This window comes from Immundisolibacter cernigliae (genome assembly GCF_001697225.1).
Taxonomy (GTDB): Bacteria; Pseudomonadota; Gammaproteobacteria; order Immundisolibacterales; family Immundisolibacteraceae; genus Immundisolibacter; species Immundisolibacter cernigliae.
The window spans coordinates 1,639,846-1,655,529 of sequence record NZ_CP014671.1; the positions used below are offsets into that span (position 1 = coordinate 1,639,846).

At 67.9% G+C, this 15,684-nt stretch carries 12 protein-coding genes; 4 read left to right on the forward strand and 8 right to left on the reverse strand.

All coding sequences use genetic code 11. The annotated features are described in order from the left end of the window. The first annotated feature begins 51 nt into the window (after nt 1-51). Both PG2T_RS07815 and PG2T_RS07820 read left to right on the forward strand, forming a co-directional pair. Nucleotides 52-1,725 (forward strand): glutamine--tRNA ligase/YqeY domain fusion protein, encoded by a 1,674-nt coding sequence (locus tag PG2T_RS07815; RefSeq protein WP_068803988.1) that lies wholly within the window; start codon nt 52-54, stop codon nt 1,723-1,725. Nucleotides 1,726-1,830: 105 nt separating this feature from the next. After that, entirely contained in the window at nt 1,831-3,285 is a 1,455-nt protein-coding gene (locus PG2T_RS07820; RefSeq protein ID WP_075968156.1) for a coniferyl aldehyde dehydrogenase, read from the forward strand. Between the two features lie 130 nt (nt 3,286-3,415). On the opposite strand, the gene corA is transcribed toward PG2T_RS07820, so the two are convergent. Beyond that, nucleotides 3,416-4,489 (reverse strand): magnesium/cobalt transporter CorA, encoded by a 1,074-nt coding sequence (gene corA, locus PG2T_RS07825; RefSeq protein ID WP_068803990.1) that lies wholly within the window; start codon nt 4,487-4,489, stop codon nt 3,416-3,418. 133 nt (nt 4,490-4,622) lie between these two features. On the opposite strand from corA, the gene PG2T_RS07830 reads away from it, so the two are divergent. Continuing rightward, entirely contained in the window at nt 4,623-6,410 is a 1,788-nt protein-coding gene (locus tag PG2T_RS07830) for an assimilatory sulfite reductase (NADPH) flavoprotein subunit (RefSeq protein WP_068803992.1), read from the forward strand. A gap of 8 nt (nt 6,411-6,418) precedes the next feature. After that, nucleotides 6,419-8,113 carry an assimilatory sulfite reductase (NADPH) hemoprotein subunit gene (cysI, locus tag PG2T_RS07835; RefSeq protein WP_068803994.1) on the forward strand — a complete coding sequence of 565 codons (1,695 nt, stop codon included), beginning with the start codon at nt 6,419-6,421 and terminating at the stop codon, nt 8,111-8,113. 164 nt (nt 8,114-8,277) lie between these two features. Here cysI and PG2T_RS07840 read toward each other — a convergent pair whose 3' ends face one another. The 7 genes from PG2T_RS07840 to cysD all read right to left on the reverse strand — a co-directional run bounded on the left by PG2T_RS07840 (nt 8,278) and on the right by cysD (nt 15,517). Then, a complete protein-coding gene (locus tag PG2T_RS07840) occupies nt 8,278-9,018 on the reverse strand; it encodes a phosphoadenylyl-sulfate reductase (protein ID WP_083214826.1) in 741 nt (246 codons plus the stop codon). A gap of 74 nt (nt 9,019-9,092) precedes the next feature. Continuing rightward, nucleotides 9,093-10,268, reverse strand: a complete 1,176-nt coding sequence (locus PG2T_RS07845) for a patatin-like phospholipase family protein (RefSeq protein ID WP_068803998.1) — start codon at nt 10,266-10,268, stop codon at nt 9,093-9,095. A 6-nt stretch (nt 10,269-10,274) separates the two neighbouring features. Further along, entirely contained in the window at nt 10,275-10,976 is a 702-nt protein-coding gene (locus PG2T_RS07850; protein WP_202816280.1) for a type 1 glutamine amidotransferase, read from the reverse strand. Continuing rightward, the gene (locus PG2T_RS07855) at nt 10,976-11,824 is read right to left on the reverse strand and encodes an alpha/beta fold hydrolase (protein ID WP_145931044.1); all 849 of its coding nucleotides are present in this window, start codon (nt 11,822-11,824) and stop codon (nt 10,976-10,978) included. The genes PG2T_RS07850 and PG2T_RS07855 overlap by 1 nt, the downstream gene beginning before the upstream one ends. A gap of 95 nt (nt 11,825-11,919) precedes the next feature. Then, entirely contained in the window at nt 11,920-12,702 is a 783-nt protein-coding gene (locus PG2T_RS07860) for a sulfite exporter TauE/SafE family protein (RefSeq protein WP_068803999.1), read from the reverse strand. A gap of 8 nt (nt 12,703-12,710) precedes the next feature. Further along, nucleotides 12,711-14,615: a sulfate adenylyltransferase subunit CysN gene (gene cysN / locus PG2T_RS07865; RefSeq protein WP_068804000.1), complete on the reverse strand. Its 1,905-nt coding sequence runs from the start codon at nt 14,613-14,615 to the stop codon at nt 12,711-12,713. Then, entirely contained in the window at nt 14,615-15,517 is a 903-nt protein-coding gene (gene cysD / locus PG2T_RS07870; RefSeq protein ID WP_068804002.1) for a sulfate adenylyltransferase subunit CysD, read from the reverse strand. Before cysD ends, cysN begins: the two co-directional genes overlap by 1 nt. Between the last annotated feature and the right edge of the window lie 167 nt (nt 15,518-15,684).

Here is a 15,684-nt window from a genome sequence, read left to right on the forward strand (position 1 = left end):
TCGCCCGCTTACTTACAATACCGGCCACACCCCCTGACCAGTCCAACGTGCATGAACGCTGCCGACCGCCCGACGCCGACCAACTTCATCCGCCAGATCGTCGAGGATGATCTGGCCAGCGGCAAACACCGGACGGTGGTCACCCGCTTTCCGCCGGAGCCCAACGGCTACCTGCACATCGGTCATGCCAAGTCGATTTGTCTGAATTTCGGCCTGGCGCAGGAGTTCGGTGGCGTCTGCCATCTGCGCTTCGACGACACCAACCCGGCCAAGGAGGACATCGAGTACGTGGAGGCCATCGAGCGGGACGTGCGCTGGCTGGGCTTCGACTGGGGCGACAAGCTGTTCCATGCCTCGGACTACTTCCAGCAGCTGCACGACTACGCGCTGCACCTGATTCGCGCCGGCAAGGCCTACGTGTGCAGCCTGAGCGCCGAGGAAACCCGCGCCTGGCGCGGCACGCTGACCGAGCCCGGCCGCGACAGCCCGTACCGCACGCGCAGCGTGGAGGAGAACCTGGACCTGTTCGCCCGCATGCGGGCCGGGGAGTTCCCGGACGGCGCGCATGTGCTGCGGGCCAAAATCGACATGGCGGCGCCGAACCTTAACCTGCGCGATCCGGTGCTGTACCGCATCAAGCACGCGCCGCACCCGCTGACCGGCGATGCCTGGTGCATCTATCCCATGTACGACTACGCGCACTGCGTGTCGGACGCGCTGGAGGGCATCACCCACTCGCTGTGCACGCTGGAATTCGAGGACCACCGCGCGCTGTACGACTGGATTCTCGACCAGCTGCCGGTGCCCTGCCACCCGCGCCAGATCGAGTTCTCGCGCCTTAACCTTTCCTACACGGTGATGAGCAAGCGCCGCCTGCACGAGCTGGTGGAAGGCGGCCACGTGCACGGCTGGGACGATCCGCGCCTGCCGACGCTGTCCGGCCTGCGTCGGCGCGGCGTGCCGGCGGCGGCCATCCGCGACTTCTGCGGCCGGGTGGGCGTGACGCGCAAGGAGAACGTGATCGACGTGGTGCAGCTCGAAACCTGCATCCGCGAGGCGCTGGAGCAGGACGCGCTGCGGGCACTGGCCGTGCTGCGGCCGCTGAAAGTGGTGATCGAGAACTACCCGGCCGACCAGACCGACTGGCTGGACGCGCCCAACCATCCGCAGCGGCCGGAGCTTGGCAGCCGCCAGCTGCCGTTCGGGCGCGAGATCTACATCGAGCGCGACGATTTCATGCTCGACCCGCCCAAGGACTTTCACCGCCTGGCCCCGGGCCGCGAGGTGCGCCTGCGCTTTGCCTATTTCATCCGCTGCGAGCGGGTAGTGACCGATCCGGCCAGCGGCCAGGTTCTGGAACTGATCTGCAGCTACGACCCGGCCACCCGCGGCGGCAACGCCCCGGACGGGCGCAAGGTGAAAGGCACCCTCCACTGGGCCGATGCCAGGCACGCTGTGCGTGCGCAGGTGCGCCTGTACGACCGCCTGTTCGCGGTGCCGGACCCGGCCGGAGAGGCCGATTACCTGGCCCAGCGCAATCCGGACTCGCTGCAGGTGCTGACCGACTGCCTGCTGGAACCGGCCCTGACTGACGCGAGCGGCGCTTATCAGTTCGAGCGCCTGGGCTATTTCGCGCCCGACCCGGACAGCCGGCCGGACGCGCCGGTGTGGAACCGCACCGTGTCCTTGCGCGACACTTGGGCCAAGGTGGCGGCGCGGGGGTGATGGCGCCGGCCGGGGTATAAAGTGCATGCCTGCTTGCAGGCGGCGGCGGACAGTCCGCGGCGGTCCGACGCCGATCACCGTTTTTCAAGGAGCGAGGAACACACCATGAACAGCCCCAACCGTCTGGCGCTTGCAAGTGCTCAGGTGCAGCAGGACAACCCCCTGCTGCCGCAGTTCGAGGCGCTGCGCGCCGCCTTCCTGCGCGCCGGTCCGACGACCTACGAGCAGCGCATCGATTCCTTGAAGCGCCTGCGCCAGGCCATCGTCGACCATCATGAGCAGATTCTGGACGCGGTGAACGCCGATTTTGGCCACCGCTCGCGCCACGAGACCTTCTTTGCCGATGTGATCGGCCTGCTGGGCGAGATTCGCCACACCCGCAAGCACCTGAAGAAATGGATGCGCCCGCGCCGGGCCGGCTGGAGCCCGCAGTTCCCGCTGGCCAGGGCGCGCATCCATTACCAGCCGCGCGGCGTGATCGGCATCATCGGGCCATGGAACGTGCCGGTGTTGCTGACGCTCTCGCCGCTGGTGGGCGCCATCGCCGCCGGCAACCGGGCGCTGATCAAGACCTCCGAGTTCTGCCCGCGCACGGCCGAGGTGGTGACCGCCATCGTCGGCCAGGCCTTTGCGCCGGACGAGGTGGCCGTGGTCAACGGCGGCGCCGAGGTGGCGGGGCATTTCTCGGCCCTGCCGTTCGATCATCTGATCTTCACCGGCTCGACGCAGATCGGCCGCATCGTCATGCGCGCCGCCAGCGAGAACCTGACGCCGGTGACGCTGGAGCTGGGCGGCAAGTCGCCGACCATCATCAGCGACGACTATCCGCTGGACATCGCCGCCGGGCGCATCGCGCAGGGCAAGATGCTCAACGGCGGCCAGGCCTGCATCGCGCCGGATTACGTGTTCGTGCCCACGGGTCGACGCGATCAGCTGGTCGAGGCGCTGGCCGTTGCGGTCCAGAAGAGCTATCCGACCCTGGCCGGCAACCCGGACCTGACCTGGATCGTCAACGACCGCCATTACCAGCGCCTGCAGGCGCACATCGCCGATGCCCGCGCCAAGGGCGCGCAGGTGGTCCCGCTGAATGCGGGCGGTGCGCCGGTGCCGGCCGGCGAGCGCGTGCTGCCGCTGACCGTGTTGCTGGGCGTCACCGACGACATGAGCGTGATGCAGGAGGAAATCTTCGGCCCGCTGCTGCCAGTCAAGACCTACGACGACCTGGCCGAGGTCATCAGCTACGTGAACAGCCACCCGCGGCCGCTGGCGCTGTACCACTTCGACGACAACACCGGCCGCACCGAGCGGGTACTGGAACAGACGGTGTCCGGCGGCGCCTGCGTGAACGATGTGCTGTTCCATGTGGCACACGAGGGCCTGCCGTTCGGCGGCGTGGGGCCGAGCGGCATCGGCCGCTATCACGGCTTCGACGGCTTCGTCACCTTCTCGCACCAGAAAAGCGTGCTGTACCAGAGCCGCTGGTCGGTGCAGTCGCTGATCCGCCCGCCCTACGGGCCGGGCCTGGAGCGGGTGATGCGCCTGGCGCTGCGCTGGTTGTAGCGTTTGCGGCGGGCCGCCCGCCAATTGGAAAGACCTGGTAGCGCGAGGATCGCCCGGCATAGCCGGGCTCCTACAGCGATGATCGCCCTACAGCGCGCCGCGGCAAAGGCCGAGTGCTATCGGTGTTTCCCTAGAACCAGCGCCGCCGCTTGAAGAACAGCAGCATGGCGCCGGCGACGCCCAGCATGACCAGCCACAGGATGGGGTAGCCGTAGTAGGCGCGCAGCTCCGGCATGGCCCACGGGCTGGTTTCGTTGACGCTGAAGTTCATGCCGTACACGCCGACGATGAAGGTGAGCGGGATGAAGATGGTGGCGATCACGGTGAGCACCTTCATGACCTCGTTCTGGCGGTTGCTGACGCTTGAAAGGTAGATGTCCAGCATGCCGGCCAGCATGTCGCGGTAGCTTTCCACCAGTTCGATGATCTGCACTGTGTGGTCGTAGACGTCGCCAAAATAGATGCGCGACTGCTCGGCAATCTGCGGCGCATCGCCACGCGACAGGTTGGCCAGCACGTCGCGCGCCGGCCATACGGCGCGGCGGATCAGCAGCATCTCGCGCTTGAGCTGGTGCAGCTCGCGCAGGGCGCCGGGGCCGGGACGGTCCAGTAGATCGGTTTCCAGGTCCTCGATGCGCTCGCCGAGCGCCTCGAGCACCGGAAAGGCGTGATCGACCACCACATCCAGCAGCGCGTGCGCCAGGCGGTCGGTGCCGCTGCGCCGCAGGCGGCCGGACGCATCGACCAGGCGCGCGTGGACGCCGGCAAACAGGTTTTCGCTGCCGTAATACACGCTGACCACGAAATCCTGCCCCAGGAACAGGGCGAAATCGTGAACCACCGGGTGAATCCCGTCCTGTGTCAGGCAGCCCATCTCCAGGAACAGGTGATCGTCGAAGTCGTCGAGCTTCGGTCGCTGACCGTGGTTCATTACGTCTTCGAGCGCCAGCGGGTGCAGGCCGAGCGCTTCGCCGACCCGGCGCAGGTCGCCGACCTCCGGTTGGCCGGCAAAATGCACCCACAACGTCGCGCCCGCGCGGCGCAGACCGGCCGGATCGTCCGGCACGCCACGGCTCTCGTGCAGCATCCCGTTGGCGTCGTAGACCACGCAGTAGACGATGGTCGCCGGCGCCACCGGCAGCGGCAGCAACTCGCCCGGCGCGCTGCCGGGCTGGGCGTATTTCTTGCGAAACAGGTCGATCACGTCATGACTCCTGGTGGAACGGCTTCCGGGGGCGCGCCTTGTCACGCTTGCTTATAACCAACTCGTAAAAAGGTTCTTCCAAGATATAAGGCAGCCCTCTATGATGACGGGCTGTCCGCACTTCTGAACCGCCATGAACGCACCGGTAACCACCTTGAACACCCCGCTGAGTCCGGATCAGGCCGCGCGCCTCGATGCCCTGGTCCGGGAGCTGGGTCAGGCCCAGTTGCAATGGCTGAGCGGCTATCTGGCCGCCCGTGCCGAACTGGGTGCCGGCGCACCTGCGGCGACCGTCGCGCCGTCGCAATCCCAGGCCAGCCTGACCGTGCTGCACGGTTCGCAAAGCGGCAACGGCGCCAAATTGGCACGGCGCCTGGCGGAACTGGCACAGGCGCGCGGCCTGCCGGTGACGCTCGCCAGCATGGCCGACTATAAGCCGGCCCGGTTGCGCGACGAGCGACTGCTGGCGCTGATCGTCAGCACCCACGGTGAGGGCGAGCCACCCGACAGCGCCCGCGAGCTGCACGAGTTCCTGCACGGGCGCAAGGCGCCGCGCCTGGAAAATCTGCGTTACGGCGTGCTGGCGCTGGGCGATTCCAGCTACGAGTTCTACTGCCAGACCGGCAAGGACTTCGATGCGGTGCTGGAGAAGCTCGGCGCGCAGCGTCTGGCGCCGCGGGTGGACTGCGATGTCGATTACGACGATGCCGCGGCGGCCTGGATCGACACCCTGCTGGGCCAGGTCAGCGCCGCGGCGGCGCCGGTGGCGTCGGCTGCGGCACCGGCCACAACCAGCGGTGGATCGCAGCACGACAAGCGCCATCCCTACCAGGCCGAGGTGCTGGAGAACGTCAACCTGAACGGCCGTGGCGCGGACAAGGAAACGCGCCACATCGAACTGGCCGTGCCCGGCCTGAGCTACCAGCCGGGCGACGCGCTGGGCGTGCTGCCGCGCAATGCCCCGGCGCTGGTGGAGGCACTGCTGAGGGTGCTCGGGCTGCCGGCCACGGCGCCGGTCAAGGCCGGCGACACCACCCTGCCGCTGGCCGACGCGCTCGATCGCCACTACGAAATCACCACCCTGACGCGGCCCTTCCTGGCCGCCTACGGCGCGCTGGCGGACAGCGGCAAGCTGGCCGGCGTGCTGGCGGCGGGCAACGAGGACGCCCTGCGGGCCTATCTGCATGGCCGGCAGATCATCGACGTGGTGCAGGAATTCCCGGTGTCGGGCCTGACGGCAGAGCAGTTCGTCGGCCTGCTGCGCCGTTTGCCGCCGCGGCTGTATTCATTGGCCTCCAGCCTGGCCGCCTGCCCGGACGAGGCGCACATCACCGTTGCCGCGGTTCGCTACCAGAGCCTGGGCGTCCAGCGGCTGGGCGTGGCCTCCACCTGGCTGGCCGATCGCGTCAAGCCGGGCGACACGGCGCCGGTGTTCGTCGAGCACAACGACAACTTCCGCCTGCCGGCGAGCAGCGACACGCCGCTGATCATGATCGGCCCGGGTACCGGCGTGGCGCCGTTTCGGGCCTTCCTGCAGGAGCGCGAGGCGAGCGGCGCCGGCGGGCGCAACTGGCTGTTCTTCGGCGACCGGCATTTCCATACCGATTTCCTGTACCAGACCGAGTGGCAGGCCTGGCACAAGAGCGGGCTGCTGACGCGCCTGGACGTTGCCTTCTCGCGCGACCAGGCACAGAAGGTCTACGTGCAGCAGCGCCTGCGCGAGCGGGCTGCCGAGGTCTATGCCTGGCTGCACGACGGCGCACACGTCTATGTGTGTGGCGATGCCACGGCGATGGCGGTCGACGTGCATGCGGCGCTGCGCGACATCGTGGCCGCCGAAGGCAAGCTCGACGCCGACGCGGCTGAGGAATACCTGCGCGAGCTGTCGCGAAGCCGTCGCTACCAGCGCGACATTTACTGAGACCGGCCATGAACGCACCCGACCCCAAGGCCCCGCCCAACGAGGTGGAGGTCATCAAGAGCCACAGCCGGCTGCTGCGCGGCACCATCGCCGACGGCCTGGTCGATCCGCTGACCGGCGCCATCGCGCCCGATGACAACGCGCTGCTCAAGTTTCACGGCAGCTACCAGCAGGACGACCGCGACCTGCGCGAGGAGCGCCGCCGCCAGAAGCTGGAACCGGCCTATCAGTTCATGATCCGCGTGCGCATGCCCGGCGGTGAGTGCACGCCGGCGCAGTGGCTGGCGCTGGACGAGGTGGCCGGTGAGCACGCCAACGGCACGCTGCGCCTGACCACGCGCCAGACCTTCCAGTTCCACGGCATCCGCAAGCCGCACTTCAAGCCGGCCATGCAGGCCATCCGGGCGGCCGGCCTGGACACCATTGCCGCCTGCGGCGACGTGAACCGCAACGTGCTGGCCAGCGCCAATCCGTTCCGCTCGCCGTTGCACGCGGCGGCCGGCGCACTGGCGCGCGCCATCAGTGAGCACCTGCTGCCAAAAACAAACGCCTACCAGGAAATCTGGCTCGACGCCCCGGCCGTGGACCCGGCCACCGAGGTCGAGCCGATCTACGGCCCGCTGTACCTGCCGCGCAAGTTCAAGATCACCGTTGCCGTGCCGCCCGACAACGATGTCGATGTGTATGCACACGACCTGTCGTTCATCGCCGTGGCGGACGGCGACCGGCTGGTCGGCTGGAACGTGCTGGTCGGCGGCGGCATGGGCATGACCCACGGCGAGAAAGCGACCTTCCCGCGTCTGGCCGACCTGATCGGTTTCTGCACGCCCGATCAGGCCATAGCGGTGGCCGAGCAGGTGGTGTGCGTACAGCGTGATTTTGGCGACCGCAGCAACCGCCGCCATGCGCGGTTCAAGTACACCATCGACGACCGCGGCGTGGACTGGTTCAAGGCCGAACTGGAACGCCGGCTGGGTTTCGCGCTGGCGCCGGCGCGGCCGTTCAGCTTCGACCACAACACCGACGCGTTTGGCTGGCAGGACGGACAGGACGGCCAGTCGCACTACACGCTGTTCGTCGAGAACGGCCGCATCGCGGATCGCGGCCAGCGGCGCCTGCGCACGGGCCTGCGCGAAATCGCCCGCATCCACACGGGGATTTTCGCGCTCACCAACAATCAGAACGTGACCATCGCCGGCGTCAGCCCCGCGCAGCGGCCGGTCATCGAGGCGCTGATCGCCGAATACGGCCTGCAGCGCGAGGTCTCGCTGCTGCGTCGCAATGCGATGGCCTGCGTTGCGTTTCCGACCTGCGCCCTGGCCATGGCCGAGAGCGAGCGCTACCTGCCTGACCTGATCACGCGCCTGGACGAAGTGGTCGACGCCTGCGGCCTGGCCGACACGCCGATCACGATGCGCATGACCGGCTGCCCCAACGGCTGCGCGCGGCCGTACATCGCCGAAATCGGCCTGGTCGGCAAGGCGCCCGGCAAGTACAACCTGTACCTGGGCGCCGGCTTCCACGGCCAGCGTCTGGGCAAGCTGTACCGGGAGAATATCGGCGAGGAGGCCATCATTGAGGCCCTCACGCCGCTGCTGGAACGCTATGCGGCCGAACGCCAGTCCGGTGAGCATTTCGGCGATTTTCTGGTGCGCGCAGGCGTGGTGGTGGCGGTTGCCGCCGGGCGCGAGTTTCACGACTGAGTGCCCGAAGAAAGGGCTGAATCAATCCATCCTGGATTGCCGGGCATCCGCCGCCGCTAAAACCCGGGCAGGCGGGTGATCGCCCGGCGGAGCCGGGCTCCCACAGTTTTCCGATGGCAGCGCGTCCCTGCGCTGCGGGAAACGCTCAATACTTCAGGGCTTGCCTAAAGCCCGACATCCGGAATGGCTTCGGCCGGCTGAACCGCGGTTTCGTCCTCGGCAGCGGGGCGCGCCGGGCCGTGCAGGCCGCATTCGCGCGTGCTGTCCTGTTCCCACCACCAGCGCCCGGCGCGGGGATCTTCCCCGACCGTGATGGCGCGGGTGCAGGGCGCGCAGCCGATGCTCGGGTAGCCCTGGTCGTGCAGGGCGTTGTACGGGATGGCGTTGGCGCGGATGAACGCCCACACGTCGTCGTGCGTCCACTCGGCCAGCGGGTTGAATTTGAGGATTCCGCGCTGTTCGTCCCACTCGCGCTCCGGCAGGGTGGCGCGCTTGAGTCCCTGCTGACGGCGGCGGCCGGTGATCCAGGCCAGTTTGCCGACCAGCATCCGGCCCAGCGGCTCGACCTTGCGAATGCCGCAGCAGGCGCGGCGCAATTCGACGCTGTTGTAGAAGGCGTTGACGCCGTGCTCCTGGGTGAAGTTGCCCAGTGACTCGGCGTCCGGAAACCACCAGTCGATGACCAGTCCGTAGCGCTGGCGCAGCGCATCCGCCACGGCATAGGTCTGTTCCGGCAGGCGTCCGGTGTCCAGGCTGGCGGTGGCAATGTCCGGCGCGTGCTCGGTGATCAGGTGCGTCAGCACCACGCCTTCGGGGCCGAAACTGTTGGTGTGGATTGCCGGGCCGTGCGCCTGGGCCGCCTGCAGGATGGCGATGGCGTGGTCGATCTTGTCGGGGGAGGCCATGGGCAGCATTCGGTATGTAGGTCCTTGTGACCCCATGGTACGGGTGCTTGATATGACTGGAAATTATTTATTTCTCATATTTTTATTCCATCTAGTAGGGTTGTCTCCTGTCCAGGCGTCAGCATGGCCATGATTTCGCTTTTCTGGCGCTGGGCATCGGCGTAGCCAAGGTCCATCAGCTCGCGGCAGAACGCACCGTCGAACAGCAGGTAGCTGGGCAGGGGGCTGAGTTCGCCAAACGCGCCGATGCCGCGAAACAGGCGTCTCACCGGCCCCGGAAAACCTTGCGTGTGGCGGGCGGCGAGCGTGCGCAGGTCAAGGCTCGGGTTGATCACGCAGGCATCGATGTGGCGCAGGCGGCGGCCTGCATTCACCCGTGGTTGCGCTTTGCTCAGGCGTACCAGTTCGTTCAGGCGCTGTACGCGATCCAGGTTCGGCCCGAGTCCGTCCATGAACAGCGAATCGAGCACGTAGCCGGCGATCTTGCCAAGTTGTGGATAGGGCGGCGGCTGCGGCAGCGGCACCGGATCGGAATTGCGGGTGCCGATCACCAGCAGGCGCTGCGCGCCCAGGTTGATGGCGGCCGACAGCGGCGTGTGGTCGCGCATGGCGCCGTCGCCGTACCAGTCGTCGTCGATGCGCACCGCCTCGAACAGCAACGGGATGGCCACCGAGGCCATCACGTGGTCCAGCGTCAGCTCGACCGGCCGGCTGAGCGCCCGCTCGCGCTGCCAGGGCGGCGGGTGGCCGGCGGCCTGGTAGAAGGTGACGCCGCGTCCGCTGCCGTAACCGGAAGCGGTGATCGCGACCGCGTCCAGCAGGCCGCGGCGCAGGTGCAGGTCGATGCGCGCGAAGTTGACGTGGCGTTCCAGCAGCGCCCGCAGCGGCTGGCAGTCGAGCAGGGCGCGCGGGTTGTGCTGGCCAAGGCCGCCGCGCAGCAGCGCTACCAGCCAATGCACGGCGCGCCCATACAGGGCGCGTCGGTCGCAGCGGTAAATGTCGCCGACCTGCAGGCCCCGCCACACGCCGGCCAGGTATTCCAGGCCGCGGCCGAAGCTGCCGGCGCGCGCCGCCAGCACGCTGGCGTTGATGGCGCCGGCCGAAGTGCCGGTGATGATGGCAAACGGCGAACGCCGGGGCCGGCCCAGCCAGTCGCTGACCGCCAGCAGCACACCGACCTGATAGGCCGTGCGCGCGCCGCCACCGGTCAGGACCAGGCCGACGCCCGCTGCAACACGCGGTCGTGTCACGCGTCCTCAGCCGGCGGCGAGCCGGTCAAGCCATGTGTCCAGCAGGCGCCGCGCCGCCGCGCAATGCGCCTGCCCGGCCAGCATCTGATCGGCGCTGTGCACGCTGGCGGCGGGCCTCAGGCGGGGGCCGAATTCATTGGCCAGCGCGGCCACGCCGGCCGGGTCCATTTCCGGATGAAATTGCAGGGCCAGCGCCCGCGCGCCGTAGCCGAAACCCTGCTGGGTGCAGATGCGGCTATGCGCCAGGCGTACCGCGCCGGCCGGCAGGTCGAAGGTATCGCCGTGCCAGTGAAACACGGTCAGCGGGCCGGTCAGGGCGTCGCCGAACGGGCTGCCGGTGCTTTCCGGCGCCGGTTCGATCTGGAACCAGCCGATTTCCTTCTGCCCGGACGGGTATACGCGCGCGCCCAGTGCGGCGGCCATCAGTTGCGCGCCAAGGCAAATCCCGAGCACGCGCTTGCCGGCTGCGATCGCTGCCCCGATCAGCGCGATTTCGGCGGCGATGAACGGATGCCGATCGGCCTCGTAGACGCCCATCGGCCCGCCCATGACGATCAGCCAGTCGAAAGCGTCCGGCGTGGGCAGCGCCTCGCCCGCGTGCAGCCGGGTGCAGGACAGGGCGTGCCGGTGGCGCAGCGCCCAGGGCTCGATGTAGCCCAGGCCCTCGAAGGCCACGTGCTGCAGCCAGTGAATGCGCAGCGCCGGCATCAGGCGGTGTCCAGGAAGGCGGTCAGTTCTTCCAGCAGCGCCTGCGGCTGTTCCTCGGCAATCCAGTGGCCGCACCGTGGCATCACGCCGCCGCGCACGTCGCCCGCCACCTGCTGCATGCACAGCTTGACCGCCGCACCGATGCTGCGCTCACCGCCCAGCGCCAGCACCGGGCAGCTCAGCGGCTCGCGCGCTGCGGCGGCAAAGTCGACCGCATCCTGGCCGGCCGCGCGGTAGTACTCGAAGCCGGCCCGCAGTGCCCCGGGCTGGGTGAGGCAGCGCGCATATTCGTCGACGTCCGCCTCGCTCACGGCGCGCGGGTTGTAGGCAAAGTTCTGAAAGAACCAGCTGATATAGGCCCGCTCGCGGCCCGCAACCAGCATTTCGGCGAGGTCACGTACACCGTGGAAGGCAAAATGCCAGTAGCTGGCCAGCGCGTTCGCGCCTAGGCCCGGCAGCTCGATGCCCGGCAGCAGCATGTCCAGGATCGCCAGCTGCGTGACCAGCGCGCGGTCCTGCGCCGCCAATGCGTAGGCCACCGCCCCGCCCCAGTCGTGGCCGACCACCGCAGCCTGCGCGATGCCGAGCTCGTCGCGCAGCAGGTTGCGCAGGTCGGCCGCCACGGTCATCTTGTCGTAGCCGCTCACCGGGCGGCTGGAGTCGCCCAGGCCCCGCAGGTCCGGCGCGATGACCCGATGGCGCTGCGCGAGCGTCGGTATCAGGTGCCGCCATTCGTGGCTGCTCTGCGGCCAGCCGTGCAACAGCAGCAGCGCCGGACCATCACCTGCGGTCAGGTAATGCAGGCGCACGGCAGCCAGCTGCGCGGTGTGGTGTTCGATGGTGGGCATGGCTACTCCGGCGCGGCGCATGGGGTCGACGGTCTGCATTGTGCCGGCGATCGGGCCTGTCGGCGCCGGTCGAATCGGCCCCGCGCCGCCGCGTTCTAGGACGTCACCAGCTTCAGGCCGACCAGGGTCAGCACCAGCGCGATCGCCGGTCGCACGAAGCCTTCCGGGGCGCGGGTGCTGTAGTGGGAGCCGATCAACACGCCCGGCACGGAGCCCAGCAGCAGCCAGCCCAGCAGCGCCAGGTCGACGTTGCCCATCAGCGCGTGGCCGCTGCCGGCCAGCACGGTCAGGGGGATGGCATGCACGATGTCGGTGCCGACCAGGCGCGCCGGCGTCAGGCGCCGCGGGTACAGGTAGACCAGCATCACCGTGCCCAGGGCACCGGCGCCGACCGAGGTCAGCGTGACCAGGAAACCGAGCAGCGCCCCGGCCAGCACGGTCAGCGGCGGCTGGGCGCTCTTGAACCTGTCCGGGGCCGTGCCACGCAGTTGCAGGCCAAGCGTGTGCAGGCGCTTTTTGAGCAGCATGGCGACAGCGGTCAGCAGCAGCACGACGCCCAGCGCCTTCAGGATCAGGCCGTTTTTGGTCTGGCCCATGCCACTGGCCTGCAGCCAGGCCAGCGTCGCCAGGGCGGCCGGCAAGCTGCCCAGCCACAGGCGGCGCAGCACCTGCCAGTCGATGCTGCGGCGGCTGTGGTGCAGGCTGCCGCCGACCATCTTGGTGATGGCGGCGAACCACAGGTCGGTACCCACGGCGGCGGCCGGGGCAAAGCCGAACGCCAGCACCAGGATCGGCGTCATCAGCGAGCCGCCGCCCACGCCGGTCAGGCCGACCAGCAAACCGACACCAAGGCCGGCGATGATGTGCGCCCATTCCATGGCGAGTGTCAGGCGATGCGCCCGAGCTCGCGCAGGCGTTCGATGACCCGGTCGGCCGCCTGCTGGGCATCGCATTCGACCGTGTTGACGCGCAGTTCGGGGTTTTCCGGCGCCTCGTAGGGCGAGTCGATGCCGGTGAAGTTCTTCAGTTCGCCGCGGCGGGCCTTCTTGTACAGGCCCTTCACGTCGCGACCCTCGGCGACATCCAGCGGCGTGTCGACGTGCACCTCGATGAACTCCCCCTCCTCCAGCAGGCCGCGCGCCAGCGCCCGCTCGGAGCGAAACGGCGAGATGAAGGCGGTCAGCACGATCAGGCCGGCGTCGACCATCAGCTTGGCCACTTCGGCCACGCGGCGGATGTTCTCCACCCGGTCGGCGTCGGTGAAGCCCAGATCCTTGTTCAGGCCGTGGCGCACGTTGTCGCCATCGAGCAGGTAGGAGTGATGGCCGAGCGCATACAGTTTTTTCTCGACCAGATTGGCGATGGTCGACTTGCCGGCGCCGGAAAGACCCGTGAACCACAGCACCGCCGGCTTGTGGCCCATCAGGCTGGCGCGGGCGGCCTTGTCGATGTCGACGTGCTGCAGGTGAATGTTGTGGGCACGGCGCAGGGCGAAATGCAGCATGCCCGCGCCGACCGTGTTGCTGGTCAGGCGGTCGATCAGGATGAAGCCGCCGGTGTCGCGGTTCACCTCATAGGCATCGAAGGCCACCGGCCGGTCGAGCGCGATGTTGCACACGCCGATCTCGTTCAGCTCCAGCGTCTTGGCGGCCAGGTGCTCCAGGGTGTTGACGTTGACCTTGTACTTCGGCTCGGTGACGGTGGCGGTGACCGTGCGCGTGGCGAGCTTCAGCAGGTACTGCCGGCCGGGCAGCATCGGTTCGTCGGCCATCCATACCAGGGTGCACTCGAACTGGTCGGCCACCTCGGCCGGCGCCTCGGCGGCCGAGATGATGTCCCCGCGCGAGATGTCGATTTCGTCCTCCAGCGTGAGGGTGACCGACTGGCCGGCCACGGCCTGCGGCCAGTCGCCGCCGTAGGCCACGATGCGCGCCACGCGGCTCTCGCGTCCCGACGGCTGCACCCGCACGCGATCGCCGGGGCGCACCGTGCCGCTGGCGATCAGGCCGCAGAAACCGCGAAAATCCAGATTCGGCCGGTTCACCCACTGCACCGGCAGGCGCAGCGGGCCATGTTGCAGGCGCGTTTCGTCGATCTCGCAGCTTTCAAGGAACGCCATCAGCGTCGGGCCGTGATACCAGGCGGTGCGCGCCGAGGGCTCGACGATGTTGTCGCCCTTGAGGCCGGACAGCGGGATCGAGGTGATGTCGGTCAGGCCGATCTGCGCCGCAAACGCCCGGTAGTCGGCATCGATGCGCCCGAACACGTCCTGCGAGAAATCGACCAGGTCCATCTTGTTGATGGCCAGCACCACCTTGCGGATGCCGATCAGGCTGACCAGAAAACTGTGGCGGCGCGTTTGCGTGAGCACGCCCTTGCGGGCGTCGACGAGAATCACCGCCACGTCGGCGGTGGAAGCCCCGGTGATCATGTTGCGCGTGTACTGCTCGTGCCCCGGCGTGTCGGCGACGATGAACTTGCGCCGATCGGTGCTGAAGAAGCGGTAGGCGACGTCGATGGTGATGCCCTGCTCGCGCTCGGCGGCCAGGCCGTCCACCAGCAACGCGAAGTCGATGTCGCCGCCCTGCGTGCCCCATTTCTTGGAATCCGCCTCGGCGGCGGCCAGCTGGTCCTCGAACAGCATCTTCGATTCGTACAGCAGGCGGCCGATCAGCGTGCTCTTGCCGTCGTCGACGCTGCCGCAGGTGATGAAGCGCAGCAGGCTCTTGCGCTCGTGCTGGGTGAGGTACTCCTCGATGTCGCTGGCGATCAGGTCCGACACGTGTGCCATCAGAAGTAGCCCTCCTGCTTTTTCTTTTCCATGGAGGCGGCGGTGTCGTGGTCGATCATGCGGCCCTGGCGCTCGGAGGTACGCGTCAGCAGCATCTCCTGAATGATGGCGGTCAGCGTGTCGGCTTCCGATTCCACGGCGCCGGACAGCGGATAGCAGCCGAGCGTGCGAAAGCGCACCTTTTTCAGCATCGGCGTCTCGCCGGGACGCAGCGGCATGCGCTCGTCATCGACCATGATCAGCGTGCCGTCGCGGTCCACCACCGGCCGCTCGGCGGCGAGGTACAGCGGCACGATCGGGATGTTTTCCAGGTGGATGTACTGCCACACGTCCAGTTCGGTCCAGTTGCTGATCGGGAACACGCGGATCGACTCGCCCTTGGTCTTGCGCCCGTTGTAGAGGTGCCACAGCTCCGGACGCTGGTTTTTCGGGTCCCACTGATGCTGGGCGGTGCGAAACGAGAAGATGCGCTCCTTGGCGCGGGATTTCTCCTCGTCGCGGCGGGCGCCCCCGAAGGCCGCATCGAAGCCGTACAGGTCCAGCGCCTGCTTCAGGCCCTGCGTCTTCCACATGTCGGTGTGGATCTGCGAGCCGTGATCGAACGGATTGATGCCCAGCGCCTTGGCCTCCGGGTTCTGGTAGACCAGCAGTTCCATGCCCAGATCGGCAGCCATGCGTTCGCGCAGCGCGTACATGTCCCGGAACTTCCAGGTGGTGTCGACGTGCAGCAGCGGAAACGGCGGCGGCGCGGGGTAAAAGGCCTTGCGGGCCAGGTGCAGCATCACCGCGCTGTCCTTGCCGATGGAGTACAGCATGACCGGCTTGTCGGCCTCGGCGACCACCTCGCGCAGGATGTGGATGCTCTCGGCTTCCAGGCGTTGCAGATGGGTCAGGGTGTTCATGTCGGGTCCAATGGGTAAGGGGCACCTTTTCGGTGGTGTCCATAGTCTGATTTCGCGGCGCTGGCAAGCGTTTGATTTCGTGGTTTACACACAGCAGCGGAAAAGTCCTAGCGCTGGCTGGCAAAAATCGCACTTGGCTCGTGACGTGAATTCAAAAATAGCTTCAA

Coding starts and splice junctions, on each gene's coding strand:
- PG2T_RS07815 (WP_068803988.1), top strand. CDS start 52: ATGAACGCTGCCGACCGCCCGACGCCGACCAACTTCATCCGCCAGATC.
- PG2T_RS07820 (WP_075968156.1), top strand. CDS start 1,831: ATGAACAGCCCCAACCGTCTGGCGCTTGCAAGTGCTCAGGTGCAGCAG.
- PG2T_RS07830 (WP_068803992.1), top strand. CDS start 4,623: ATGAACGCACCGGTAACCACCTTGAACACCCCGCTGAGTCCGGATCAG.
- cysI (WP_068803994.1), top strand. CDS start 6,419: ATGAACGCACCCGACCCCAAGGCCCCGCCCAACGAGGTGGAGGTCATC.
- PG2T_RS07840 (WP_083214826.1), bottom strand. CDS start 9,018: ATGGCCTCCCCCGACAAGATCGACCACGCCATCGCCATCCTGCAGGCG.
- PG2T_RS07850 (WP_202816280.1), bottom strand. CDS start 10,976: ATGCCGGCGCTGCGCATTCACTGGCTGCAGCACGTGGCCTTCGAGGGC.
- PG2T_RS07855 (WP_145931044.1), bottom strand. CDS start 11,824: ATGCCCACCATCGAACACCACACCGCGCAGCTGGCTGCCGTGCGCCTG.
- PG2T_RS07860 (WP_068803999.1), bottom strand. CDS start 12,702: ATGGAATGGGCGCACATCATCGCCGGCCTTGGTGTCGGTTTGCTGGTC.
- cysN (WP_068804000.1), bottom strand. CDS start 14,615: ATGGCACACGTGTCGGACCTGATCGCCAGCGACATCGAGGAGTACCTC.
- cysD (WP_068804002.1), bottom strand. CDS start 15,517: ATGAACACCCTGACCCATCTGCAACGCCTGGAAGCCGAGAGCATCCAC.